The organism is Kosakonia sp. BYX6 (assembly GCF_038449125.1).
GTDB classification, from domain to species: domain Bacteria; phylum Pseudomonadota; class Gammaproteobacteria; order Enterobacterales; family Enterobacteriaceae; genus Kosakonia; species Kosakonia calanthes.
In genome coordinates this window covers 236,863-262,419 of record NZ_CP151800.1, presented here as the reverse complement: position 1 = coordinate 262,419, position 25,557 = coordinate 236,863, and the positions used below count along the sequence as shown (strand labels likewise).

General features: G+C 55.9%; 22 protein-coding genes, 1 tRNA gene and 1 other RNA gene. 9 read left to right on the top strand and 15 right to left on the bottom strand.

The features are described 5' to 3' along the window. Nucleotides 1-3: 3 nt before the first annotated feature. The 3 genes from bcsA to bcsR are packed head-to-tail and all read right to left on the bottom strand — an operon-like array spanning nucleotide 4 to nucleotide 3,550. Nucleotides 4-2,607 carry a UDP-forming cellulose synthase catalytic subunit gene (bcsA, locus tag AAEY27_RS01090; RefSeq protein WP_342323127.1) on the bottom strand — a complete coding sequence of 868 codons (2,604 nt, stop codon included), beginning with the start codon at nucleotides 2,605-2,607 and terminating at the stop codon, nucleotides 4-6. Next, a complete protein-coding gene (gene bcsQ, locus AAEY27_RS01085; RefSeq protein ID WP_342323126.1) occupies nucleotides 2,604-3,350 on the bottom strand; it encodes a cellulose biosynthesis protein BcsQ in 747 nt (248 codons plus the stop codon). Before bcsQ ends, bcsA begins: the two co-directional genes overlap by 4 nt. Before the next feature lie 11 nt (nucleotides 3,351-3,361). Continuing rightward, complete coding sequence (gene bcsR, locus AAEY27_RS01080) at nucleotides 3,362-3,550, bottom strand: cellulose biosynthesis protein BcsR (protein WP_342323125.1); 189 nt, start codon at nucleotides 3,548-3,550, stop codon at nucleotides 3,362-3,364. 171 nt (nucleotides 3,551-3,721) lie between these two features. Here bcsR and bcsE point away from each other — a divergent pair, with 171 nt between their 5' ends. Genes bcsE through bcsG form a run of 3 tightly spaced genes read left to right on the top strand, consistent with a single transcriptional unit; the run spans nucleotide 3,722 to nucleotide 7,159 of the window. Then, nucleotides 3,722-5,293: a cellulose biosynthesis c-di-GMP-binding protein BcsE gene (bcsE, locus tag AAEY27_RS01075; protein ID WP_342323124.1), complete on the top strand. Its 1,572-nt coding sequence runs from the start codon at nucleotides 3,722-3,724 to the stop codon at nucleotides 5,291-5,293. Continuing rightward, nucleotides 5,290-5,490 carry a cellulose biosynthesis protein BcsF gene (bcsF, locus tag AAEY27_RS01070; RefSeq protein ID WP_342323123.1) on the top strand — a complete coding sequence of 67 codons (201 nt, stop codon included), beginning with the start codon at nucleotides 5,290-5,292 and terminating at the stop codon, nucleotides 5,488-5,490. Before bcsE ends, bcsF begins: the two co-directional genes overlap by 4 nt. Next, nucleotides 5,480-7,159: a cellulose biosynthesis protein BcsG gene (gene bcsG / locus AAEY27_RS01065; protein WP_342323122.1), complete on the top strand. Its 1,680-nt coding sequence runs from the start codon at nucleotides 5,480-5,482 to the stop codon at nucleotides 7,157-7,159. Before bcsF ends, bcsG begins: the two co-directional genes overlap by 11 nt. Nucleotides 7,160-7,585: 426 nt before the next feature. On the opposite strand, the gene dppF is transcribed toward bcsG, so the two are convergent. The 5 genes from dppF to dppA all read right to left on the bottom strand — a co-directional run bounded on the left by dppF (nucleotide 7,586) and on the right by dppA (nucleotide 13,270). After that, the gene (gene dppF, locus AAEY27_RS01060) at nucleotides 7,586-8,599 is read right to left on the bottom strand and encodes a dipeptide ABC transporter ATP-binding subunit DppF (RefSeq protein WP_342323121.1); all 1,014 of its coding nucleotides are present in this window, start codon (nucleotides 8,597-8,599) and stop codon (nucleotides 7,586-7,588) included. Continuing rightward, nucleotides 8,596-9,579, bottom strand: a complete 984-nt coding sequence (gene dppD / locus AAEY27_RS01055; protein ID WP_342323120.1) for a dipeptide ABC transporter ATP-binding protein — start codon at nucleotides 9,577-9,579, stop codon at nucleotides 8,596-8,598. Before dppD ends, dppF begins: the two co-directional genes overlap by 4 nt. 10 nt (nucleotides 9,580-9,589) lie before the next feature. Beyond that, the gene (gene dppC / locus AAEY27_RS01050) at nucleotides 9,590-10,492 is read right to left on the bottom strand and encodes a dipeptide ABC transporter permease DppC (protein WP_342323119.1); all 903 of its coding nucleotides are present in this window, start codon (nucleotides 10,490-10,492) and stop codon (nucleotides 9,590-9,592) included. A gap of 9 nt (nucleotides 10,493-10,501) precedes the next feature. After that, the gene (gene dppB, locus AAEY27_RS01045) at nucleotides 10,502-11,521 is read right to left on the bottom strand and encodes a dipeptide ABC transporter permease DppB (RefSeq protein WP_342323118.1); all 1,020 of its coding nucleotides are present in this window, start codon (nucleotides 11,519-11,521) and stop codon (nucleotides 10,502-10,504) included. A gap of 141 nt (nucleotides 11,522-11,662) precedes the next feature. Further along, a complete protein-coding gene (gene dppA, locus AAEY27_RS01040; protein WP_342323117.1) occupies nucleotides 11,663-13,270 on the bottom strand; it encodes a dipeptide ABC transporter periplasmic-binding protein DppA in 1,608 nt (535 codons plus the stop codon). A 590-nt stretch (nucleotides 13,271-13,860) separates the two neighbouring features. On the opposite strand from dppA, the gene AAEY27_RS01035 reads away from it, so the two are divergent. Then, on the top strand, nucleotides 13,861-14,025 hold the full coding sequence (locus AAEY27_RS01035; protein ID WP_342323116.1) for a hypothetical protein: 165 nt from the start codon (nucleotides 13,861-13,863) through the stop codon (nucleotides 14,023-14,025). Nucleotides 14,026-14,138: 113 nt separating this feature from the next. On the opposite strand, the gene AAEY27_RS01030 is transcribed toward AAEY27_RS01035, so the two are convergent. From AAEY27_RS01030 to AAEY27_RS01005, 6 genes are all read right to left on the bottom strand, one after another. After that, nucleotides 14,139-14,272: non-coding RNA, RtT sRNA (locus AAEY27_RS01030), on the bottom strand. Between the two features lie 37 nt (nucleotides 14,273-14,309). Further along, nucleotides 14,310-14,386, bottom strand: a tRNA-Pro gene (locus tag AAEY27_RS01025). Nucleotides 14,387-14,477: 91 nt separating this feature from the next. Continuing rightward, nucleotides 14,478-16,160, bottom strand: a complete 1,683-nt coding sequence (gene eptB / locus AAEY27_RS01020) for a kdo(2)-lipid A phosphoethanolamine 7''-transferase (protein WP_342323115.1) — start codon at nucleotides 16,158-16,160, stop codon at nucleotides 14,478-14,480. A 213-nt stretch (nucleotides 16,161-16,373) separates the two neighbouring features. After that, the gene (locus AAEY27_RS01015; protein WP_342323114.1) at nucleotides 16,374-16,805 is read right to left on the bottom strand and encodes an organic hydroperoxide resistance protein; all 432 of its coding nucleotides are present in this window, start codon (nucleotides 16,803-16,805) and stop codon (nucleotides 16,374-16,376) included. Between the two features lie 158 nt (nucleotides 16,806-16,963). Then, a complete protein-coding gene (locus tag AAEY27_RS01010) occupies nucleotides 16,964-18,166 on the bottom strand; it encodes an L-lactate MFS transporter (protein ID WP_342323113.1) in 1,203 nt (400 codons plus the stop codon). A 243-nt stretch (nucleotides 18,167-18,409) separates the two neighbouring features. Next, entirely contained in the window at nucleotides 18,410-19,099 is a 690-nt protein-coding gene (locus tag AAEY27_RS01005) for an autotransporter outer membrane beta-barrel domain-containing protein (protein ID WP_342323112.1), read from the bottom strand. A 150-nt stretch (nucleotides 19,100-19,249) separates the two neighbouring features. Here AAEY27_RS01005 and tag point away from each other — a divergent pair, with 150 nt between their 5' ends. Next, nucleotides 19,250-19,828 carry a DNA-3-methyladenine glycosylase I gene (gene tag, locus AAEY27_RS01000; protein ID WP_342323111.1) on the top strand — a complete coding sequence of 193 codons (579 nt, stop codon included), beginning with the start codon at nucleotides 19,250-19,252 and terminating at the stop codon, nucleotides 19,826-19,828. After that, nucleotides 19,809-20,255 (top strand): N-acetyltransferase, encoded by a 447-nt coding sequence (locus tag AAEY27_RS00995; protein WP_342323110.1) that lies wholly within the window; start codon nucleotides 19,809-19,811, stop codon nucleotides 20,253-20,255. The genes tag and AAEY27_RS00995 overlap by 20 nt, the downstream gene beginning before the upstream one ends. Here AAEY27_RS00995 and AAEY27_RS00990 read toward each other — a convergent pair. Further along, complete coding sequence (locus AAEY27_RS00990) at nucleotides 20,218-22,497, bottom strand: molybdopterin guanine dinucleotide-containing S/N-oxide reductase (RefSeq protein WP_342325691.1); 2,280 nt, start codon at nucleotides 22,495-22,497, stop codon at nucleotides 20,218-20,220. The genes AAEY27_RS00995 and AAEY27_RS00990 overlap by 38 nt on opposite strands. Nucleotides 22,498-22,740: 243 nt before the next feature. Here AAEY27_RS00990 and AAEY27_RS00985 point away from each other — a divergent pair, with 243 nt between their 5' ends. From AAEY27_RS00985 to AAEY27_RS00975, 3 genes are all read left to right on the top strand, one after another. Then, the gene (locus tag AAEY27_RS00985) at nucleotides 22,741-23,757 is read left to right on the top strand and encodes a LacI family DNA-binding transcriptional regulator (RefSeq protein WP_342323109.1); all 1,017 of its coding nucleotides are present in this window, start codon (nucleotides 22,741-22,743) and stop codon (nucleotides 23,755-23,757) included. 102 nt (nucleotides 23,758-23,859) lie between these two features. Further along, on the top strand, nucleotides 23,860-24,621 hold the full coding sequence (locus AAEY27_RS00980; protein WP_342323108.1) for a sugar phosphate isomerase/epimerase family protein: 762 nt from the start codon (nucleotides 23,860-23,862) through the stop codon (nucleotides 24,619-24,621). Further along, on the top strand, nucleotides 24,614-25,555 hold the full coding sequence (locus AAEY27_RS00975) for a sugar kinase (RefSeq protein WP_342323107.1): 942 nt from the start codon (nucleotides 24,614-24,616) through the stop codon (nucleotides 25,553-25,555). The genes AAEY27_RS00980 and AAEY27_RS00975 overlap by 8 nt, the downstream gene beginning before the upstream one ends. Nucleotides 25,556-25,557 lie beyond the last annotated feature (2 nt).

The following is a 25,557-nucleotide window of genomic DNA, read 5'->3' as shown; positions in this document are numbered from 1 at the left end:
CAATCACGTCATCGGTTGCTGCACGGCCACATTCCGTGCCGGACGGCGCGGAATAAACGACACCACCCAGGACACCAGCGTGGTGAGTGAGCGGAAAATCATTTTGACGGACGAGGGAGCAAATTCCGCGAGATGGCGATAGCCGCGGAAACCCAGTTTCAAAATATCCAGCAGGCTTTCCAGGGGTTTATCTTCCGGGAAACTGTCCTGCCACAGCGCCCATGTATCGGCGCGGGCAAAAGTACACTGCACAAAATCGATATGCTGTTTGGTGGTGAGCGGCATCAGTTGCAAACCCACTTCATTGCCGTTGACGCGCGCCACGGTGGTCGGGAACACATACTCCTGTTGGCCGCGCTTAAGCAGCAAATTCACTTTCTGCCCTTCCAGCACCTGCGCCTGGCCGTTGATCTTGATGCCGAGGCCGCCGTCGGAGAAGTCTTGCACGGTACAGGAGAAAAGATGGCCGTCTTCGCGGGCAATCGCCGCTGGCATAGTCATTTCTACACGGTGCGAACGACGCACCTGTTTGCTCTCCACCGACACCGCGACCGCGCCGCCGAGGATCACCATGTTGTAGAACACCCACGCGATACTGACAAAGACAGTGAGAATTTCGTTTTCCGGGCCGTAGAAATAGCGCCAAATCCCGACCAGCACGCCGAGCAGGTTCAATAACACCAGGTAGATATAGGGCTTGGAAATGACCCAATCCACATACTCTTCTTCCACCAGGCCACCTTTGGCGGTGACGTTGAACTTGCCTTTGTGCGGGTTAAACAGTGCCACTATCGTTGGCGGGGCGATATACCACGCCAGAACGGTTTCGTAGATTTCGCTCCAGAACGAGTGGCGATATTTACCCTGGATTTTCGAGTTGGTCAGGCTGGCGTGAATCATATGTGGCAGCACGAACAGCGCGATCATGATCGCCGGGGCATAAATGATATAGGCATGCAGCAACAGGAACGCCAGCGGTGCGGTAAGGAAGATCAGCCGCGGAACGCCGGATAAGAAGTGGAACATGGCGTTGACGTAACACAAGCGCTGCGCCAGTTTCAGCCCTTTGCCCATGAGCGGGTTATCGAGGCGGAAAATCTGCACCATGCCGCGCGCCCAGCGAATACGCTGACCAATGTGCGCGGACAAACTCTCTGTCGCCAGCCCTGCCGCCTGCGGAATGCGCATATAGGCCGACGTGTGGCCGAGGCGGTGCAAACGCAGTGAAGTGTGGGCATCTTCGGTGACAGTTTCGACCGCGATACCGCCGATTTGATCCAGCGGCACGCGACGGATCACCGCACAGGAACCGCAGAAGAAGGTGGCATCCCACATGTCGTTGCCATCCTGCACCAGGCCGTAGAACAGCGTGCCTTCGTTCGGCGTTTTGCGAAAACGCCCGAGGTTGCGTTCAAACGGATCCGGCGAGAAAAAGTGGTGCGGCGTCTGCATCATCGCCAGCTTTTTCTCTTTCAGGAACCAGCCCATGGTCATTTGCAGGAAGGAGCGTGTCGGCACGTGGTCGCAGTCGAAAATCGACACGAACTCGCCCTTCGCGTGTTTGAGCGCGTTATTAATGTTGCCCGCTTTCGCGTGTTCGTGCGTGGTACGGGCGATGTATTCCACACCGACCGTTTTGGCGAACTGGCGAAACTCTTCGCGACCGCCATCATCCAGAATCCAGATCTTCAGCTTGTCTTTCGGCCAGTCGATGCCGAGCGACGCGTAAATGGTGTTTTTCACCACGTTGAGATCTTCGTTGTACGTCGGCACGAAGATATCCACCGATGGCCATTGCGACATATCTTTCGGCAACGGCACCGGCTGGCGATTCAGCGGCCAGACCACCTGGAAATAACCGAGCACCAGCACTATCCAGGCGTAAGTTTCGGCGAACAGCAGCACCAGGCCGCACACCAGGCTGACCGGATCGTCCCAGTTCAGCGTCGACGTGTAACGCCACCAGATGTAGCGGCAGGAAACCGTCAGCGAGAGCACGATCAGCATCAGCGCGGAGAAGCGCCCCGGAATGCGTCGCACCAACAGCGCTACGCCCCACAGCAACATCAAAAAGACGAATTGCGACAACGGGTTAAACGGCTGAGTGATACAGAGAATGGCGAGAATAAACGAGAACGCCACGATCACGCCTAAAATCACGCGTCGCAGCGTCGGGTTGATGTGCGCCAGCTCTTTTTTAGCCTCGAGATGGCCAGTGCGTTGCGTGAAACGTTCCGGCAGCGTATCCAGCCAGTTGTACCAACGGCCACGCAATGCGCGCATGCGGGCGAAGCGCTGGCGGCGCGCCGATTTTGGCGGTCCCCAGGGTAAGGTAATCAGCAGCCACAAGGTTTGCAGCGCATAGCGCGCCGGGTCGAGCGGGCGCGGTTTGTCAGGGTCAATATGCGGATACCACAACAGCTGTTGTGCGCGTAATTGCTGCCAGCGCGGATGCTCCAGCGGAATAAACAGCCATGCGAGGATCGCCCAGAAACAGCCAGACGCTGCGCTAAACCCCGATGCGCCATGCTGGCGATAATGCTGGTAGCGCGCGCCTAAGCGCGCGCTTACCGGGGGGATCAGCAACCAGGCGGAAAGGCGGCTCATGCCTCGCTCCTTTCACTGGCCGGAATACGTTTGAGCAAACACCAGTTCGCCAGCGTCAGAATCTCTTCCGCCGCCAGCGCGTCGCTGCGGTATTCGCCGAGCGGTTGTTTGGCAGCCAGGCATTCCGCCATCGCTTCATCACGATGAATCACCATTGGCAGAATACGCTGCTGGCTTTGCAGCCAGACTTGCCAGAGATCGTCCTGCAACTGGCTGCCAATTCGCAGGTCGTTAATCAGGATATGCCCGCCCGCCGGCAGTGGCTGCTGGTGCAGGCGAACATGGCAATTCATGTCGGGTTTGATGACGCTAAAAACGTGATCGCACTGCTCAATAAATTGGCGCGCCAGCGGCGAAACGCCGTGCGGCAGGTCAATCAACACCCATTGATAATGCTGCTGTTCTTTCAGGGTTTGCAGAACGGGCGTGAGTTGGCTGAGCACCTCATCCAATAAATGCGTGTTTTCCCATTCGTTTGCCGCCAGGCGGCCAAAAGGCAGCACGTCGAGTTGCGAGGTGTAACGCATGCCCGCGTCGCGCCAGTCTTCGCGGTCAAGCATCGCGCGCGCCCAGCCTTGCGAGTGGTCGAAATCGACATTAAATGACAGGCGCAGAAGGTTATCAGGGCAGGCATCAATAACCAGCACTGACTCTCCTAAGAGCTGTAGCGACCAGGCGAGAGCCGCAGTGATCGATGTCGTACCAACGCCACCACGGATCCCCTGTAATCCCAAGACGGTCATCCAAGGGTCCTTTATTGTTGACGGGCTAATTCAGCCAGCAGCGGCCAGCGCTTAATCGCCGCCGCTAACTGTTCACGCTGGGAAATATCGGCGTAGTCTATTTCGGGCAATGAAAATGCCTTGCTTAGCGCCAAAAAGTCGTTTTGAAATGTATAACCCAGGGTCGGGTCTGACTGCGTTTTGGGTTCATTGTTATGCATTTGCCCCGATCCCATTGAATAATAAAATCACGTCAGATGTCGAACGGCATCATGCCCGAGAAAATTCGTTTACATGCTAAATCTGATGTTCTTTAATTTCAATGTTAGGTTTATTTCTCGGCTTTCGCTAGTAAACTGAGATACAGACAATTTCGCTTCAAGAGGGACATCGTGGACCCCATATTTTCTATCGGCATTCAATCATTATGGGACGAATTGCGTCACATGCCTGTGGGCGGTGTTTTTTGGTTAAATACCGACCGTGAACAGGACGCATTGAGCCTGATAAACCAAACGCTCGCCGCACAAGACAACGACGCGAAAGTGGCGGTGGTCGGCATGGGTCACGACCTGAAAAATATTATCAAATTGGATAAAGATCACGGTCCGGAAAAAATCCAGCTCTTCGCCATGCCAAATCAGGATAATAGTCTATACTTTTTCACCCGCGATTTACTCTGCTCCATCGAACCGCAAAAATATTTACTGATTCTGCTTTGTGAAAATAATGCCTGGCAGAATATTCCTGCTCCAAAATTACGCAAGTGGTTAGAAAGAACTCAAGCGTGGACAAAATATCACAACTGTTCTTTATTGGTTATTAACCCCGGCAATAACAATGATAAACAGTCGTCGATTCTAATGAGTGAATATCGCTCATTATTTGGCCTGGCGAGTTTACGTTTTCAAAGCGATATCCATCTTTATGATGTCGCCTGGTGGTGTAATGAAAAAGGTATTAGCGCCCGCCAACAATTGCAGCTTAATCATCATGATGGTCAGTGGCAGTTAGCCCAGCAAGAAGAAGCCTCTGTACAACCGCGCAGCGATGAAAAACGCATTTTAAGCAATGTCGCGGTGCTGGAAGGCGCGCCGCCGCTGTCCGAACACTGGTCATTATTTGAAACCAACGAAGCGTTATTTGAAGAAGCGCGCACCTGTCAGGCCGCGACGCTGATTTTCAGCCTTGCGCAAAATAACCAAATCGACACCATCGCGCGGCAGATTCACACCCTGCGCCGCCAGCGCGGCAGCGGGTTGAAAATCATCGTACGGGAAAACATCGCCAGCCTGCGCGCCACCGATGAACGCCTGTTGCTCGGCTGCGGCGCGAATATGGTGATCCCGTGGAACGCCCCGCTGTCGCGCTGCTTAACGCTGATCGAAAGCGTGCAGGGTCAGCAATTTAACCGCCTGGTGCCGGAAGATATCACCACGCTGCTGTCGATGACCCAGCCGCTGAAGCTGCGCGGATATCAGCCGTGGGAGGTGTTCTGCGATGCGGTCGCCAATATGGTTAATAACCCGTTGTTACCGCCGGATGGTAAAGGTGTGATGGTGGCACTGCGCCCGGTGCCCGGTATTCGTGTTGAGCAGGCGCTGACCCTGTGCCGCCCGAACCGCGTGGGCGATATCGTCAGCATGAGCGACAACCGCCTGATGCTGTTTTTGTCTTTTTGCCGGGTCAACGATCTTGATACGGCGTTAAACCATATTTTCCCGTTACCCACGGGGGATATTTTCTCTAACCGTATGGTGTGGTTCGAAGACAACCAGATTGCCGTGGAGCTGGTGCAGATGCGCACCCTCTCGCCGGAAAAAGTGTCGAAACCGCTTCCCGCCACAGCCCAGAACAACGCGCAGGCGAAGAAAATCATTAATGCGGAACACGACGGCACGAGCTGGCGTCGGATCCCAGAGCCGTACCGGTTATTAAGCGACGCGACGGAGCAGTCCTCATGATGTCAATCAGCGATATTATTCAGCTCATCGTGCTTTGCGCGCTGATCTTCTTCCCGCTGGGTTACCTTGCGCGCCACTGGGCGCGCCCGCTTCGCACCGCATTTCGCTTAACCTTTACCAAACCCCGTTATGTAAAACCCACCGGGGTTTTACGCCGGGACTCGCTCGTCAAGGCAGACCGTAAACATGACAAATAATACGTTGACCACTTCATCGCCTTCACCGCTGTGGCAATACTGGCGCGGTCTTTCCGGCTGGAATTTCTATTTTCTGGTGAAATTCGGGCTGTTGTGGGCAGGCTATCTTAACTTCCATCCGATGATGAACCTGGTGTTTATGGCGTTCCTGCTGATGCCATTGCCACGGTTGAGCCTGCACCGTTTGCGTCACTGGATTGCGATTCCCATTGGTTTTGGCCTGTTCTGGCACGACACCTGGTTGCCAGGCCTGGAAAGCATGATGAGCCAGGGTTCGCAGGTGGCGGGCTTTAGCGCCGATTATCTGCTGGATCTGGTCACTCGCTTTATTAACTGGCAGATGATTGGCGCGATATTTGTTCTGCTGGTGGCGTGGCTTTTTTTGGCGCAGTGGGTGCGCGTCACGGTGTTTGTGGTCGCCATTATGATCTGGCTGAACGTGCTGACGCTGAGCGGTCCTGCCTTTAATTTGTGGCCCGGCGGCCAGCCAACCACCACCGTGACCACCACCGGCGGTACGGCGGCGGCAACCGTCGCAGCGGCGGGCGATACCCCCGTTGTCGGTGATATTCCGGCGCAAACGGCGCCGCCGACGTCGGAAAACCTCAACGCGTGGCTCGCCAGTTTCTATGCCGCCGAAGAGAAGCGTCAGAGTACTTTCCCGGCGCAACTGCCAGCCGATGCGCAGCCGTTCGACCTGCTGTTTATCAATATCTGTTCGCTCTCCTGGGCCGATGTGGAAGCCGCCGGTTTAGCGTCGCATCCGCTGTGGTCGCACTTTGATATTGAGTTCAAAAACTTTAACTCCGCGACCGCCTACAGCGGCCCGGCGGCGATTCGCCTGCTGCGCGCAAGCTGCGGTCAGCCATCGCATAAAAACCTCTACCAGCAGGCCAACAACCAATGCTACCTGTTTGATAACTTGTCGAAACTGGGCTTTTCGCAACAGTTGATGATGGACCATAACGGCGAGTTTGGCGGCTTCCTGAAAGAAGTGCGTGATAACGGGGGCATGCAGGTGCCGCTGATGAACCAGGCGGGCCTGCCGCCAGTGCTGCTCTCTTTCGACGGTTCGCCGATTTATGACGATACCGCCGTGCTGAACCGCTGGATGGAGTCTGACGGCTTCAAACAGGGTCAGCGAACTGCAACCTATTACAACCTGCTGCCGCTGCATGATGGCAACCACTATCCGGGCGATCGCAAAACCGCAGATTACAAACTGCGCGCGCAGAAACTGTTTGATGAGCTGGATGCTTTCTTCACGCAACTGGAGAAATCCGGGCGTAAAGTGATGGTTGTGCTGGTGCCGGAACACGGCGCGGCGCTGCAAGGGGACAAAATGCAGGTTTCCGGTCTGCGCGATATTCCCAGCCCATCGATCACCAGCGTCCCGGCGGCGATCAAGTTCTTCGGCATGAAAGCCCCGCACCAGGGCGCACCGTTGGTGGTGACGCAGCCGAGCAGTTTCCTGGCGGTGTCGGAGATTGTGACGCGCGTGCTGGATGGCAAAATCTTCAGCCAGGACAGCGTGAACTGGGAGCAACTGATCAGTAACCTGCCGCAAACGGCGCCGGTATCGGAAAACGCCAACGCGGTGGTGATTCAGTACCAGAACAAACCGTATGTGAGATTGAACGGCGGCGATTGGGTGCCGTACCCGCAGTAAGCGGAATTTATGCCGGGTGGCGGCTACGCAATTTCGCAATATTGCTGATCGCGTAGGCCTGATAAGCGAAGCGCTATCAGGCGTTCGGTGGCAACAGCGGGCATTGCGCCGGATGGCGGCTAACGCCTTATCCGGCCTACAAAAAACAAACCCGGCGCGTAGGCCTGATAAGCGAAGCGCCATCAGGCGTTCGGTGGTAACAGCGGGCATTGCGCCGGATGGCGGCTAACGCCTTATCCGGCCTACAAAAAACAAACCCGGCGCGTAGGCCTGATAAGCGAAGCGCTATCAGGCGTTCGATGGCAACAGCTGGCATTGCGCCGGATGGCGGCTAACGCCTTATCCGGCCTACAAAAAACAAACCCGGCGCGTAGGCCTGATAAGCGTAGCGCCATCAGGCAATCAGACACCGGGCTCAAAGATGGATTACGTGTGCGGGATCTCGCGGTTCTCATCCTGGTCGACAGCGAAGCAGGCAACCAGTTGACCACCGTAATCTTTCAGCTGTGGCTGCAACTGCGTGCAGGGGCCGAAACGACGACGGCAGCGGGCGTTAAAGGCACAACCCGGCGGCGGATTCAGCGGGCTTGGCAGCTCGCCGGTCAGCTTAATCCGCTCGCGGCGGTCATCCGGGTTCAGGCGCGGTGTTGCGGAAAGCAACGCCTGAGTATATGGATGGCGCGGGTTTGAGAAGATCTGATCTTTGGTGCCCTTCTCCACACAGCGGCCGAGGTACATCACCATCACTTCATCGGCGATATGCTCAACCACGGACAAATCGTGGGAGATAAACACATAAGACAGCCCCAAATCCTGCTGCAAATCCATCATCAGGTTCAATACCTGCGCACGCACGGACACGTCCAGCGCCGAAACGGGTTCGTCGGCGATCACCACGTCCGGGTCGAGCATCAAGCCACGGGCGATAGCAATACGCTGACGCTGGCCGCCGGAGAACATATGCGGATAACGGTCGTAATGCTCGGTTTTCAGGCCGACTTTTGCCATCATCGCCAACGCTTTTTCCCGACGCTCCGCTTTGCTCAATTCGCTGTTGATCTGCAACGGCTCTTCAAGAATTTGCCCGACTTTTTTACGTGGGTTCAGCGAGCCATACGGGTTCTGGAAGACAATCTGAATCTTCTGGCGACGCAGTTTTTGCGCCTGCGGATCGTGCTTAAGCAGATCCTGCCCCTGGTAGTAAAGCTCGCCACCGGTCGGGGTTTCAATCATCGTCAACAGACGGCCGAGCGTGGATTTACCACAGCCGGATTCGCCCACCACCGCCAGCGTTTTGCCGCGCTCAAGGGTGAACGACACACCGTCCAGCGCTTTCACCAGGCGTTCCGGGGCGAACAGCCCTTTCTTCACCGGGTAGTGTTTTTTCAGGTCGATAGCCTGCAACAGCGGCTGTTGCGAGGTGGCCTCGTGCGTACTCATAGTGTCGGCCTCCCGGCGTCATCGAGTGGGTAGTGACATTTGGACTGACGGCCGCCATCGACGGTGTTCAGTTCTGGCTCTTGCTCGCGGCATTTGTCCGTTGCGTACGGGCAGCGCGGGTTCAGCAGGCAGCCATTCGGGCGGTCGTATTTACCCGGCACCACGCCCGGCAACGACGCCAGACGCGCTTTATCCTGCGCGAATTCCGGCAGCGCGCGCAGCAGCGCCTGGGTGTATGGATGGCGCGGCGCGCGGAAGATATCTTTCGCTTCGCCGGTTTCCACCACCTGGCCTGCGTACATCACAATGATTTTGTGCGCCGCTTCCGCCACCAGCGCCAGATCGTGCGTGATCAGGATCAGCGCCATGTTTTCTTTTTGCTGCAACTCCAGCAAAAGCTCAATGATTTGCGCCTGGATGGTGACATCCAGCGCGGTTGTTGGCTCATCGGCAATCAGCAGCTTCGGCCGACAGGCGATGGCCATCGCGATCATCACGCGCTGGCTCATCCCGCCGGAAAGCTGGTGCGGGTAGACGTCCAGGCGCGATGCCGGATCGGGAATTCCCACCAGGTTCAGCAGGTCGATCGCCCGCTGACGGCGGGTTTTCTTATTACCGCCCTGATGGACTTTAATGGCTTCCATAATCTGGAAACCGACCGTGTAGCACGGGTTCAGGCTGGTCATCGGATCCTGGAAAATCATCGCCACTTCGGAACCCACCAGGCTGCGGCGCTCTTTTTCCGAAATACGTTTCAGATCCTGACCGTTGAACTCCAGTTTTTCCGCCATCACGCGGCCGGGGAAATCAATCAGGCCCATGATTGCCAGCGAGCTGACCGATTTACCGGAGCCGGATTCGCCCACGATACCGATCACTTCGCCCTGGTTCACGCTATAGCTCACGCGGTCTACGGCGCGGAATTCGGCACCGACATCGCCGAAGTGCACCGATAATTTATCTACATTTAATAACGCCATCTCGAACCTCTTACTGCTTCAGTTTGGGGTCGAGCGCATCACGCAGGCCGTCACCCATCAGGTTAAATGCCAGCACCGTCAGCAGAATCGCGACACCGGGGAAGGTCACGACCCACCAGGCACTTTGTGCGAACTGCAACACGTCGGAGAGCATGGTGCCCCACTCCGGTGTTGGCGGCTGCGCACCCATGCCAAGGAAGCCAAGGGCGGCCATATCGAGAATGGCGTTGGAAAAACCCAGCGACGCCTGAACGATCAGCGGCGCGAGGCAGTTTGGGAAAATATTGACGAACATTTGGCGCATCGCACCGGCACCCGCCACGCGGGAAGCGGTCACGTAATCGCGGTTCACTTCCACCAGCACGGCGGCGCGTGTGAGGCGCACATAGTGCGGCAAGGCGACAAAGGTGAGCGCCAGCGAGGCGTTCACGATCGACGGGCCGAATATCGCCACCAGCACCAGCGCCAGCAACAGGCTCGGCAGCGCCAGCATGATATCGACGACGCGCATGATGATGTTATCAATCACGCCGCCGAAGTAACCCGCGACGAGGCCGAGCACAATGCCCGCCACCAGCGACAGCACCACCACCAAACAGCCCACCAGCAGCGACAAACGCGCGCCGAACATCAGGCGCGACAAGGTATCGCGGCCAACGTCATCGGTACCGAGAATGTGCGTCCAGGTGCCGCCATCTTGCCAGACCGGCGGCGCGAGCAGCGCATCACGGAACTGATCCGCCGGGTTGTGCGGGGCGAGGAAGTTGGCGAACACCGCGATAATCAACATGATCACCACGTAAGCCAGCCCGACAACCGCGCCTTTGTTGCGTTTGAAATAGTGCCAGAACTCTTGCAGCGGGGTCATCGGCACCGGTGCAGAAATAACTTTACTTTCAGTAACTTGTGACATGATGGCCCCTTACTTCTTATGCCGAATACGCGGGTTCACCACGCCGTACAGCAGGTCGACCAACAGGTTGACGAGGATAATCATCGTCGCGACCAGCAATACCCCGCCCTGCACCACCGGATAGTCACGGCGTTGCAGCGCATCAATCAACCAGCGGCCCAGGCCCGGCCAGGAAAAGATGGTTTCCGTCAGGATCGCGCCCGCCAGCAGCGTGCCGACTTGCAGACCGATAACCGTCACCACTGGCAGCATCGCGTTGCGCAGGGCGTGAACGATAATGACGCGCATACGGGTTAACCCTTTGGCGCGCGCGGTACGGATGTAATCTTCACCCAGCACTTCCAGCATCGAGGAGCGCGTCATACGCACAATCACCGCCAGCGGAATGGTGCCGAGCACGACTGCGGGCAGAATCATGTGCGCGAGGGCGTCGATAAAGTTGCCCTCTTCGCCCCAGATGGCGGTATCAATCAGCATAAAGCCGGTTAGCGGGTTGCTGTCGTCCAGGAACACCATGTCGCTGACGCGCCCGGAAACCGGGGTCAGGTTAAGCTGTACCGACACCAGCATAATCAGCATCATGCCCCACCAGAAGATAGGCATGGAGTAACCGGTCAGCGCGAGGCTCACGGCGGTGTGATCGAAGATGGAACCGCGCTTCACAGCGGCCATTACACCAACTGGAATGCCCACGGCCACCGCAAATATCATGGCGCAGATGCCAAGTTCCAGTGTCGCTTTAAAACGCGGCACGAACTCGTCCCACACCGGAAGACGGCTCTTCAAAGAGATGCCTAAATCACCATGCAATACGCCCCACACATACTGGACATATTGTTGCCACAGCGGCTTATTAAGACCTAACTCGGCCAGCAACTGGGCGTGACGCTCAGGAGAGATACCACGCTCACCCGCCATGATCATTACCGGGTCGCCGGGGATCATATGGACAAAGGCAAAGGTGAGAAGGGTGATACCGATAAACGTTGGGATAACTAGCCCCAGACGTCGGAGAATGAACTGCAACATAACCCGTATTCTCAGTAGTGACGCAGCGCCTGGCGACGGCACGTCTGTATTACTCACAAATGTATATTCCCTCTCTGACGAGAGGGAATGAACCTTTTCCCCCTCCCCGGTTGGGGAGAGGGGCTTCAGGTATTGTACTTATTATTCAACAGACACGTTTTCGAAGTGGTGTTTGCCTAATGGGTCAACCACATAGCCTTTAACTTCTTTACGTACTGGCTCGTACACGGTGGAGTGAGCCACGATCAGCGCCGGAGCCTGGTCATGCATCACTACCTGAGCCTGTTTGTACAGCTCAACACGTTTGTTGTGGTCGTCGGTCGCGCGCGCCGGTTGAATCAGATCTTCAAACGGCTTGTAGCACCAGCGAGAGTAGTTGGAACCGTCTTTCGCCGCAGCGCAGCTGAACAGGGTCGCGAAGAAGTTATCCGGATCCCCATTGTCGCCGGTCCAGCCCATCATCACCGCCTGGTGTTCGCCCGCTTTCGCGCGCTTCAGGTATTCACCCCACTCGTAGGTCACGATTTTGGCTTGAACGCCCACTTTCGCCCAGTCAGCCTGAATCATCTCAGCCATACGGCGAGCGTTCGGGTTGTACGGACGCTGTACCGGCATCGCCCACAGCTCAACGGTAAAGCCTTTATCCTGACCGGCTTCTTTCAGCAGCTGCTTCGCCTTCTCTGGATCGTAGGTGTAATCTTTAACGTCGTCGTTATAGCCCCACATGGTCGGCGGAATCAGGTTTTTCGCCGCAACGCCAGCGCCTTGATACACCGCTTTGATGATCGCTTCTTTGTTCACCGCGTAAGTCAGCGCCTGACGAACTTTGACGTCATCAAACGGTTTTTTCTCGGTATTGAAGGACATGTAACCGACGTTCAGGCCAGCCTGTTCCATCAGCGTGATGTTTTTGTCCTGCTTCATACGCGCGATGTCAGCCGGGTTCGGGTACGGCATAACCTGACATTCGTTTTTCTGCAGTTTGGCGTAACGGACAGACGCGTCCGGCGTGATGGAGAAGACCAGACGATCGATTTTCGGCTTGGTGCCCCAGAAACCGTCAAACGCTTTGTACAGAATGCGTGAGTCTTTCTGGTATTGCAGCAGCTGGAACGGACCGGTACCGATCGGATCGAGGTCCACTTTGTCCGGCGTGCCGGCTTTCAGCATGTTGTCGGCGTACTCTTTGGAGAGAATCGACGCGAAGTCCATGGCCAGGTCAGCCAGGAACGGAGATTCCGGGCGAGTCAGCACGAACTGAACGGTATTGTCGTCGACTTTCTTCACTTCGCTGATCAAGTCAGGCAGGCCCATGCCTTCGAAGTATTCGTAGCTGCCGCCAGAGATTTTGTGGTACGGGTTCTGATCGTTTTTCTGACGATCGAAGGAGAACACTACGTCATCAGCGTTGAATTCGCGCGTCGGTTTGAATTCTTTGTTGTCCTGCCACTTCACGCCTTTACGCAGGTGGAAAGTATAGGTTTTGCCGTCGTCGCTGATTTCCCACTTCTCCGCCAGACCCGGAATGACTTCCGTGGTGCCGGTTTTGAATTCAACCAGACGGTTATAAATTGGCACAGAGCTGGCATCGTAAGTGGTACCAGAAGTGAAAAGCTGTGGGTTAAAGCCTTCAGGCGAACCTTCAGAACAATAGACCAGGGTTTTAGCCTGCACGCTTGCCGCTACGGTCATGGCCACCAGGCTAAGACCGAGCTTCAGCATCCCTGACTTCTTCAAGGAAATACTCATTGATTCTGCTCCAATGTGATATGTGTTGTTACCCATGCATTGGGTATGTCCGACAGGCCTTTTTTAGTTTTTTACCCGGTCTGGTCGGTAATGCCCGAAGGCGTTATGAGAGATGAGGATTCCTTTCACAAGGTTGACTGAGTTGCAGTGCAGATTCTCCATGAAATGCCCCTCATGCCCTACAATCTGTCAACAGAATGTCAAAACGTCAATACAGGTAACCGGGATTTACAACCGGGGTGAGAATCGACAAACAAAGTTAAAAAAAACTTCAAGCTGCTATTTTCAGCAGGGAAATTTGTGCTATAGCCAACATAGCAGAATAATGCCCTTATAAATTCTCCGTACCTAGTGATTAACATTCACGCAGATTATGAAAAATTTCTTGCGGAATGCTGAATATCTGAGCGATAAATACCGCGAACGTTAAAACGCACAGCGAAAAATGCTGCTTTTATCCATAAGCAACGCGAAAAAAGATTCAAAGATATATAAAAAAATACGATGGAATATCGTTGAAAACAGCGAACTGGCAGCGGGATGTGGGGATAAGCGCGATTTCGGGTGAGTTTCGTTAGGTGGTAAGGTGTTTGGTTGGCCTGTCAGTTCGCGGGTTACGCCGGGTGGCGCTGCGCTTACCCGGCCTACGGCAGCGTGAATTTGCCGGGTATGTGTTTGCCTGGCCTGTGGGATCGCGGTTGCGCCGGGTGGCGCTGCGCTTACCCGGCCTACGGCAGCGTGAATTTGCCGGGTGATGTGTTTGCCTGGCCTGTGGGATCGCGTAGGCCTGATAAGGCGAAGCCGCCATCAGGCAAAATGTTTCCGGCGCAGAAGGCAAAAAACCCCGCCGAAGCGGGGTTTTCAAATTTGGTCGGTGATAGAGGATGACTCGCCACTTCGTGGCTCGCCCTGCGGGCCGTTGCTGAAGCAACGTTCTCTCGCTTTGCTCGAGTCGAACCTCCCCCCCCCGGAGCTTCTCATCCTCTTTTTGGATGCAGAAAGCAAAAAACCCAACCTTGCGGTTGGGCTTTTTTGAATTTGGTCGGTGATAGAGGATTCGAACCTCCGACCCCTTCGTCCCGAACGAAGTGCGCTACCAGGCTGCGCCAATCACCGAATGCGGGGCGCATCTTACTGCCCTCGACATGCCCCGTCAATCCCTTAATGTAAAAAACCTAACTGACTGGTGATAAAGCCAGCAAGGCAGTTACTTCGCTGCCTGCGACGGCAAATGGCACCAGTTATTGTTCTCGTTAATCCCGCCATTTGGCGAGGTATAACCGAGGCAACCCATAATGGTGTCGTACAGTTCCACATGGCGACGCGGTGTCTTAAATGCCGCTTGTTGCTTGAGCTGCGCGAACATCTGCGCCTTCTGCGGGTCCTGCAAATACTTATCAGACATCCACACCATCATCGGGACGCGGAACTGCTCCGGCGGTGCCATTTTGCGCGGCGTACCGTGCAAATGCTCGCGCTCGTTGATCGACTCACCGTGATCCGCCGCATAGAAGATGATCGCTTTGCGGTCGCGCATCTTATCGATCACGCTATCGATAAAGTGGTCCACATAAGTCACTGAGTTATCGAAAGAATTAATCATCTCTTCTTTGCTGCACTTGCTGTCCACGCCAATACACTCTGGCTTCCACTGGGCGAAGCTGCGCGGATAGCGCTGGGTGTAGTTAAAGTGTGAACCCTTGGTATGCATAATAATCATATGCTTACCGTTGGTGTTATCGTCCAGCGAACGCTGCATCTCATCGATAAGCAGCATGTCATCGACATTCTTGCCACGGTTGCGCGGCTCAGCGCCAATCTGCTCGCGGTAAGCAATGTTGTCCGCCATGGTATTGCTGTAGAACCACATCTCGCTCTGCATAGCGTACAAATCGCTGGCGAAACCAAGCTGCTTGAGCACGGCGAAAATATTCTGCTCTTTCAGAGTACGCTGCGGGTTGTCTTCCGCCCCGCCTTCACGCACGAACATGCAACGTAAAGAGAGTTTGGTGGCGGTATCGCACGAATAACCGCGGAACGCGACGAGGTTTTTCTCCTGCGACAGCTTCGGCGTGGTATCACGCGAGTAGCCAAACATGCCCATGTGATCCCAGCGCGTGGTCTCACCGATAATAAAGACCACCCAGGTATCATCGATATCTTTCGGTGCGACGTAGGTAAATTTCGTCGCCGGGTTCATCAGTGATTTGTTGTCGGAAGATTCATCCACCTGCGCCCAGGCATACAGCCCCAGCGCGGAAAGCCAGTTCGAGGGCAAATAAGAGTTGGCAACGACGCCGCCGTAGCTCGGCATATCCACGCCCGTCGCGCGCTCGGTTTGCTTTTGCTGCATATCGAGCAGGCGAATCGGCGCCCAGACCAACAATCCGGTCAGTAACACCAACCCCAGGCTGCGAATACGAATGCCTGGCGTGCTGATCTGGCTCAGCAACGTGTCGCGGTAGCGGTTACTCCAGATAAGCAGCAGCGGCAAAACGCTCACCGCCACGATCCAGACGATAAGCTGCCAGCCCACCACTTCTTTGGATAAGTCGATATCTGTGGTCATCACCGAGGCAATAATGCCGTAGCCAATCACCACATTGAGGAATGTCATGTAATAGCTGGCGGCGGCAGAAAACACCACGACCAGTGAGGCGAGAATACGCCAGACGCGTCGACCCAGCAGCGACAAAATGCGCAGCAAAAAGAAGGTGACGAGGACGGTACCCACAAGTTCGACGACCGCAGAAAGCCCTTTCAGGACGGTGAACGCATGCGCATAACCATCAAACCGACGGTAAAAAACTGCGCTATTCATAAACAGGCCGATGTACAACGCCAACAGGAAACTTAATTTCTGTTGTGTTATCGCTTTTATATAGTTCATGCAAGCAACTCTAAAAAGAGGAAAAAGCTCCTGATAACGCTAATGGCTAGCGGTTCAGGCTAAAAGGTTGCGAAGGAAGTTAATACGGGAAACTTCTGAAGCGCGCTAAGTAGACCATAGCGGCGAAGAAAAGTGTCAGTCAGAAGTGCTAATCGGCCCTCTTTTTACAAAAAAAGAGGGCCGATGTCAGAAAACGGTAACCGAAATCAGCTATCAGGAGGTGATGACATTCAGTTTTACGTCAATATTGCCGCGCGTCGCATTGGAGTACGGGCAAACGATATGCGCTTTTTGTACCAGTTCTTCGGCTTCCTGATGATCCATACCCGGCAAGTGAATATCCAGTTGGGCTTCAATACCAAAACCGGTCGGTAACGGACCAATGCCCACCTGCCCTTCAATATAGGCCTCCTGCGGCACTTTCTTTTTCTCCGTTGACGCGACATGTTTCAGCGCGCCGAGGAAACACGCGGAGTAGCCCGCAGCGAAAAGTTGTTCCGGGTTGGTGACTTCACCGCCTGCGCCGCCCATCTCTTTCGGCACACCCAGTTTTACGTCCAGCACGCCATCAGAGGAGGTTGCACGGCCATCGCGACCCCCAGTTGCCTTCGCTTTTGCACGATAAACCACTTTTTCTAAGGACATATATGACTCCTTCTGTTGGAAGAAACTGACAAATAAGGATAGTCGCTTTGGCAGGAGTTTGCGGTAGAGACAGATTTTTCCCTGGAGAAAGAAATGAAAAACCCCGCAAAGCGGGGCTTGAAATCAGAGATTGGCGTAGTGATAGCGACTGTTTTCTGTCAGGCATGCGCTTCTGTATAGAAGCGGCGTTGCGGCTGGCGAATGGTGGTGGAGAGCGCCAGCGAGAGGACAAGCAGCGCGAAGATCACGCAGAAGGTGATATAGAAGCCGCCGAACAGCGAGGCGATGATTGAACCGCAGATGCTGCCGATACCGAAGCCCAGATAAATCACACCGTAGTTTTTCGCCAGGTTGTTAAGGCCGAAGAACTCACTGACCAGCGACGGGAACACGGTGATAGAGCCGCCGAAGTTAAAGGCCACACAGGCGATAGCGGCGAAGAAGCTTACAGCGTTCAGCGGTGCGAACAACAGTGCCGCCATGCCAACCAGCGAAATCACCTGGCCGATAGTGATCACGCGGATACGGGCGATTTTGTCAGAGAGAATGCCCAGCACCAGGCGCCCGCTCAGGTTGGCGATAGCAATCACAGTGACCGCATTCGCGGCGGTCGCGACATCCAGATGCACCATGCCCTGCGCAATATCTTTCGCCACACCAATCACATACAGACCACTCATGCAGGCGGTCAGGAACATCACCGCCAGCATCCAGTACTGCGGTTTACGCATGGACTGCGCCAGCGTGAAGTCGTTTTCCACCACGCCATTAACGGTCGCCACTTTTTGCAACGGCGCATCGGTCATCAGCGTCGCGCCAAAGACGATCATCACCAGGGTGATCGCGCCCCAGATCATAAAGGTGTTTTCCAGCCCGACCGTCGCCAGCAAATGGCTGTCGATAAATTTAAAACCAAGGCTGCCAAGGCCGTAAGAACCAATGGAAAAGGCGGAGATCAGCCCTTTGCGTTCCGGGAACCATTTCACACAGTTGGAGAGCGTTAACAGGTAACCTGCGCCATCGGCCAGGCCGACCAGCACGCCCGCGCTCAGCCACAGCATCAGCAGGTTATTGGAGTGTGCGGTGAGGAAGAAGCCCAGGCCGAGCAGAAGGCCAGAGGCGATGGTGACGCGTTTTACGCCAAAACGCTCCTGTAATTTCCCGGCGATGGACGAAGAGAGCGCCAGACTAAGACTCAGCAGGCCAAAAGAGAACGCCACCTGGCTTACCGGCTCGCCCAGTTTTTCCGCCAGCGAGCTATTAAACAGACTCCAGGTGTACACGGAGCCTAACGCGAACTGCGTAATAATGGTGCCGGCCAGGGTCAGCCAGCGAGTGCGATTAGCATTGGAAGTAGTCATGGCAGTTGTCCTGCAAGAAGAATTAAGGGAATTCACTGCCAACAACCATAACGAAGCGCATTTCATGCCAGGTTAAAAAAGGCATGAAATGCAGCGGAGACGGAATGAAATGCATCTGAGCGGGAATGAATGACAGCGCGGAGTATCACTGCCACGAATAACAAATGTGAGTTAGTACATACTATCGATACAAAACGCGTCGCTATTGTTTCTTAAGTGTAAAAAGTTTGTTTTAAATAGCGGTTAGAAGCGCGCGCTGACGCCCATGCTGTAAAGATAATTTTGTCCGAAGGTGGTGTTTTCCGACTGCGACATTGTGGCATACGCGGCCAGGTGCGCGTTGAGCAGCATATCGGCGCCCAGCGTCACGTCCATCCAATTACCGTACTGGTTGGCTGGCGTCAGACGATATTGCCCGGACTGGCTCTTCCAGACATTTTCGCCAAATTGCTGGTTAAAGCTGATTTGCGCCCACGGGCGAAGGTCGCCGAAGCGGCTATCAACGCGCCATCCCAGCGAACTGACGCTGGCGTGCCACAGCGGATCGCTATACTGCACGGTGGTCGCGCTATCGCCAAATTCGTTATACATTGAGGTCGTTGAGCCATCGTAATGCCACACCGCGACCGGGCCGGTGGTGACATTACTGATAAGCGGAATATTCCAACCGAGACTCATGGTGCTGACGGCATCCAGCGGTGTCTCATCGGGCTTACTTAGTGCCAGGCCAGGCAAATTCTGTGCGGAGCGAATACGTTCTTCGAGAATATCGTTATAGCGGGGCTGCTGTTCGCTATCCCAGGTGTAGCGTTCAGTTGTCTCACTCTGTAGATCGGTACCGCTATATTCTTGCTGCCAGGCCGCCGCTGTCTGGCAAAAAAGCAGACAAGCAGGCAGCAGCGACAGCGAAAGGCCACTGTGGGTTGTTTTCATCAATTTACGACTCCAGAAAAGAGCCGAACTCGGCGTATTAGTTATCGTTGTTGGTGCGGGCAGAAAAAGCCCTTTAATAAATATTGTCTTTCTGATGTACACGTCAAGGCAGGTTGACGTTTATTTTTCCTTCACAGACGGAGTAAGGATATGCAGCGTTGTGGTTGGGTAACTCAGGATCCCCTTTATCTCGCTTACCATGATGAAGAGTGGGGCGTGGCGCAAACAGACGGTAAAAAGCTGTTTGAAATGATCTGCCTCGAAGGGCAACAAGCCGGGCTTTCATGGATTACCGTATTGAAAAAGCGCGAAAATTACCGCCAGGCCTTTCACCAGTTTGAGCCGGAACGCGTCGCCGCAATGACCCCGGAAGAGGTGGAAGTCCTGCTGCAAAACGCCGGAATTATTCGCCATCGCGGCAAGATAGAAGCCATCATCGGTAACGCCCGCGCTTACCTGGCGATGGCGGAAAATGGTGAGCCCTTTTCAGAATTTGTCTGGGGGTTCGTTGATAACCACCCGCAAATCACTCAAGCCGCCACGCTCGGCGAAATTCCCACTTCGACACCCGCCTCGGACGCGCTCTCCAAGGCGCTGAAAAAACGCGGCTTTAAATTCGTCGGCACCACCATTTGTTACTCCTTTATGCAAGCCTGTGGGCTGGTCAACGACCATGTGACGGGCTGTTTCTGCCACCCCGGAGGGCAGCATGATCCGCGCGTGGCGTAGCCCGGACCTGACTCCGCTGCTCAGCTTGTGGATGGAAAGCACCTGCTTCGCGCATCCCTTTATCAATGATCGCTACTGGCAAGAGAGCGAAGCGCTGGTGCGCGACGCCTATCTGCCGGTGGCGAAAACCTGGGTTTGGGAAGAAAACGGTGTGCTGGAAGGGTTTATCAGCGTGATGGACGCGCAATTTATCGGCGCGCTATTTGTGCGTCCCTCAGCGATTGGTCGTGGAATTGGCAAAGCGCTGATAAACCACGTTAAACAGCGCTTTTCCTGGCTCAGCCTTGAGGTGTACCAGAAGAACGAGCGGGCGGTGAATTTCTACCATGCGCAGGGCTTTCGTATTGAAGAAAGCGCATGGCAAGAGGAAACCCAACACCCGACGTGGATCATGAACTGGCAGGCGGATCGAACGCCGTCAGCGTAAGCGACGGGCCGGTATATTTCTCCACCCACGCCAGCGCGGTGTTCCCGGCGCAGCCGTTACCCAAACGCGAGCTGGGCAGATCTTTGGTCAGCACGTTAACGGCGCCGTTTTTGCAGATGCCATCCGCCGCGGGTTCCAGATCCGGCCATGCGCCTTCATGGATGCAAATCACGCCAGGCTTAATGCCGTCGGTCACGACCGCGCCCGCCAGCACCTGCCCGCGTTTATTCCACACGCGCACCACATCGCCCGCCGTGATACCGCGCGCCTTCGCATCCTCTGGATGCAAGGTGATCGGCTCGCGCCCGGCAACGGCGTACTCTTCGCGCAGGCGGGTAAAGTTAAGCTGGCTGTGCAGGCGGTGCGCCGGGTGCGCAGAAAGCACCTGAAGCTGCTGCGGTTCGGCGTTGCCGTGCCATTCGTCCGGCTCCAGCCATTTCGGGTGCGGCGGGCAATCGGCATAGCCAAAGCTGTTGATACGCTCCGAAAAGATTTCGATTTTCCCACTCGGCGTTTTCAACGGATTGGACTGGGGATCGCGGCGGAAATCGGCAAAACGCACGAAGCGCGCATTTTGCTCGCTTTCGGGCATCTCAATCAGCTGGTTCGCCTGCCAAAATTCGTCGAACGGCGGCAGCGTCACCTGCTGGCTGGCCCCACGTTCCCCGGCAATGGCATAAAACGTTTCGAGCCATTGCAGGTCGCTTTTGCCTTCGGTGAAACGCTCGCGACCGCCCGCTTCCCAGCGCTCGCTCAGTTCGGCAAACACCTCCCAGTCATCGCGCGCTTCATATTGCGGCGCGACCACGCGCTTCATCGGCACCAAATGTTGGTTACTGTAATCGCCGGTCATCGTTAGATCGTTACGCTCAAACGACGTGGTGGCAGGCAGCACGATATCGGCGTGTTTCGCCGCCGCCGTCCAGAAGCATTCGGAAATCACCACCAGTTCCGGCTTTTGCCAAGCGCGAATCAGGCGGTTGGTATCTTGATGGTGAGTAAAGTTGGCACCGCCCGCCCACCAGACAAAACGGATATCCGGGAAGTGCCTGTCCATACCGTTGTGCTGATACGGCGCGCCGGGGTTTTCCAGCGCTTCGACAATGCGCGCCACGGGGATTTTATCCACCGCGTCGATGCCCTCTTTCACCGAACCTTGCATGGAAGTCAGCACCGCCGCGCGTCGCGTCGGGTTGCCACCGTTGGCAAAATGATACGAAAGGCCAAAACCGCCGCCCGGCGTCCCGATTTGCCCCAACATGGCCGCCAGCGTGACCAGCATCCAGTGTTTTTGTTCGCCAAACTGCTGGCGCTGCATGCCCCAGCCGGCCATCAACATCGTGGTGTTTTGGTGGAAGAGTGTCGCCAGTTCACGAATTTTCGCTGCATCAATGCCACAAATCGCCGCCGCCCATTCGGCGGTTTTCGCCACGCCGTCGCTTTCGCCGGTCAGATACGCCGCAAAAATCTCATATCCTACGGTGCAGCGAGCGAGGAAGTCCTCATTTTGCCAGCCGTTTTCCACCAGCGTATGGGCGATGCCGAGCATCAAGGCCACATCAGTGCCCATGTGCGGCGCGAGCCACTCCATGCTGTCACCGAAGAATTCGACGGTTTCCGATCGCATCGGATCAATGCAGATCACCCGTTTACCGCTTTTACGCAGCGCATCGAAATAAGAGATGCCCTGCTCATCACTGGCGTTCCACGCAATTTTCAAGGTGTTCAGCGGGTTAGCGCTCCACAGCACTACCACGTCGCTGTGTTCGAGGATCAACGGCCAACTGGTTTGCTGCTGATACACTTCGCTACCGCCGACCACGTGCGGCATGATCGCCTGCGCCGCGCCGGTGGAGTAATCCCCCAGATGGCCGGTATACCCGCCCGCGAGGCTCATATAACGCTGCAACAGCGTTGCCGCTTTGTGCAACACACCGTTGGAGCGCCAGCCATAAGAACCGGCAAAAATTGACGCCGGGCCGAAGCTGTCGCGAATGCGTTTATGTTGCTCATGAATCAGCATCAGCGCCTGATCCCAGCTAACGCGCACGAATTCGTCCTGCCCGCGCACACCCTGCGGGCGAGATGGCGAAGCGAGAAAGCCTTTGCGCACCATCGGGTAGCGCACGCGCGTTGGGCTGTGGACTTGATCCTGCACCACACTTTGCAGTGAATTGGGGTGGCGGGTTGGCAATGCGCCGCGCGAGGCGAGCACATTTTCACCGTCGGTATCGACCAGCATTGGCCCCCAGTGGGCGGCCGTAAGGATTGTTTTGATAGCAGAGTTTGCCAAAGCGCGCTCCTGAGTAGCTTGCAGGTGTTATCGGATGTTTTGTTTGCGCTCTATCATCCACGGCGGCGGCGCTTTGGCAAAGAATTAAACGTCATTACGCGCACACAGCGGGAGATAAGCGGCGCTTAACGCTTGATTGCCCGCCATTTCGCGCTAAGGTGTGGGCAACATGTCACGGCGAGGGAAGCAACAATGGCGAAAACGGCGCGCCCAACCATCAGCGATGTCGCGAAAGCAGCGAAAACAGGTAAAACCAGTATTTCACGCTATCTCAATGGCGAAAAAAACCTGCTTTCCGAGTCGCTTTTGGCGCGCATTGAACAAGCCATTGCGGAACTGGATTACCGCCCAAGCCTGATGGCGCGTGGCTTGAAGCGCGGTCGCACACGGCTTATCGGGCTGATTATCGCCGACATCACCAACCCCTATTCCGTGCATGTGTTGAGCGGTATTGAAGCCGCCTGCCGCGAAAAAGGGTTCACCCCGCTGGTGTGTAACACCAACAACGAAGTCGATCAGGAGCTGCATTACCTCGACCTGCTGCGCAGCTACCAGGTGGAAGGCATTGTGGTGAATGCCGTCGGCATGCGCGAAGAGGGGCTGAACCGCCTGCAACAATCTTCGCTGCCAATGGTGTTGATTGACCGCAAAATCCCCGATTTCGACTGCGATGTAGTCGGGTTGGATAACACCCAGGCCGCGACCACCGCCACCGAACACCTGATTGAACAAGGCTTCGAAGCGTTACTGTTTCTTAGCGAACCGCTGGGTACCGTCAACACGCGCCGCGAACGTCTGCACGCATTTCGCGCCACCCTTGCCCGCCACCCCGGCGTGGTGGCGGAAAACGCCGAAGCGGTGCTGCACGAAGCGGCGCAGTTGGACAACATTTTGCGCCAGTTTCACGCCCGCCACCGGGGAATGCGCAAAGCGGTGATTTCCGCCAACGGCGCGCTGACGCTGCAAGTCGCGCGGTCGTTAAAACGCATCGGCCTGAACTGGGGCAGCGATATCGGTTTGCTGGGTTTCGACGAACTGGAGTGGGCGGAGCTTGCGGGCGTGGGCATCACCACCCTCAAACAACCGACCTGGCAGATTGGTTTTGCCGCCGTCGAGCAAGTGGTGCGGCGCATTGAAGGCCACAGCGACACGGTGCGCGAGCAGGTTTTTTCCGGCGAACTGATCGTGCGGGGTTCTACTGCCCGTTAAACAACCTTCGTGATGACGATCATAAATTCCATACGCTAAACTTTTCTTTGGAACCGGTTCCATCTAGCGTTAAGGGCAGAGTTATCGCGTGAGAACCGGACTATGCCAAGAAAAATCATTGTTGTTACCGCCGCGTATGGCCGCGACCAAATTCAGGCGCTGGGCGGCCAAGTCGCCACGCTGCCGATCATTGCCGAAGCCGGTGCCGACGGCGTTGAAATCCGCCGCGAGCTGCTGAGTGACGAAGCGTTAGCGCGTTTACCGTCGCTGGCTTTCGCTATTGATATGCACAATCTGCAAGCCTGTTATTCCGCACCCGAACCGCTGTGCCTGCCCGATGGCACGCTGAACCCGCGCTTGCCCGCCCTGCTGGAAGAAGCCCGCGCACTCAACGCTCTGTGGCTGAAAGTGTCCCTCGGCCATTTCCGTGATAACGCCGTGCTGGAAACCCTGCGCGGCTGGCTGGCGGCAAGCGACGTGCCGCTGGTGGTGGAAAACGATCAAACCGAGTGCGGCAAACTCGCGCCGATGCTGCGTTTCAACGCCGCCTGCCACACGCTTTCCCTGCCAATCACCCTGACGTTTGATACCGGCAACTGGTTGTGGGTGGGCGACACGCCGGAAGAGGCCGCGCGCCAGTTAGCGCCAGCCGTTAGCTATATTCATGTCAAGGCGGTGGCTTGCGAAGGTGAAAACCACCGCGCCGTACCGCCGGATCACAGCGATGCCCGCTGGCTGGCGCTGCTTGAAAGCCTGCCCGCCGACGTGCCGCGCGGCATTGAATTCCCGCTGGAAGGCGACGACTTAACCGCCGTCACCCGTCATTACATTACGTTGTTACGCAAGGAGCCACGCCATGCATAACCCGCTGGATGTCATCACCATTGGCGAAGCGATGGCGATGTTTGTCGCCACGGAAACCGGTGACCTGGCCGATGCCGGGCACTTTATTAAACGCGCTGCTGGCGCCGAACTGAATGTCGCGACCGGGCTGGCGCGTTTGGGTTTCAACGTGAGTTGGGTAAGCCGCGTCGGTGATGACAGCTTTGGCCGGTTTATCCTCGATACGCTGCGCAAAGAGGGTATCGATACCGCCGGTGTCACGATCGATAAACGTTATGCAACCGGCTTTCAGCTCAAATCAAAAGCTGATGATGGAACCGATCCCATCGTGGAATACTTCCGTAAAAACTCGGCCGCCAGCCATCTTTCGCCGGAAGATTTTAATGCTGCGATGTTTAACGACGCGCGCCATCTGCACATGAGCGGTGTGGCGGCGGCGTTATCGCCCACCTCTTACGCCTTGCTGGAACATGCCGCGAAAGCGATGAAAGCGCAGGGCAAAACCCTCTCTTTTGACCCGAACCTGCGCCCGGTGCTGTGGAAAAGCGAAGAGGAGATGGTGGAAAAACTCAACCGCCTCGCCTTCCAGGCCGACTGGGTTCTGCCAGGGTTGAAAGAGGGCGTGATCCTCACCGGTGAGCAAACGCCGGAAGGCATTGCTGATTTTTATCTGCAACGCGGTGTGAAAGCAGTGGTGATCAAAACAGGTGCCGATGGCGCGTGGTTTAAAACCGCCAGCGGCGAACAGGGTGCGGTTGCGCCCGTCATCGTCCAGAACGTGGTGGATACGGTGGGCGCCGGAGATGGCTTCGCCGTGGGGGTACTCAGTGCCCTGTTGGAAGGAAAAACGTTATCCGACGCCGTGCGACGCGGAAACGCTATCGGTGCACTGGCAATTCAGGTGCCAGGCGACAGCGAAGGATTGCCAACCCGTGCACAGCTGGGGTCGCTGTAACC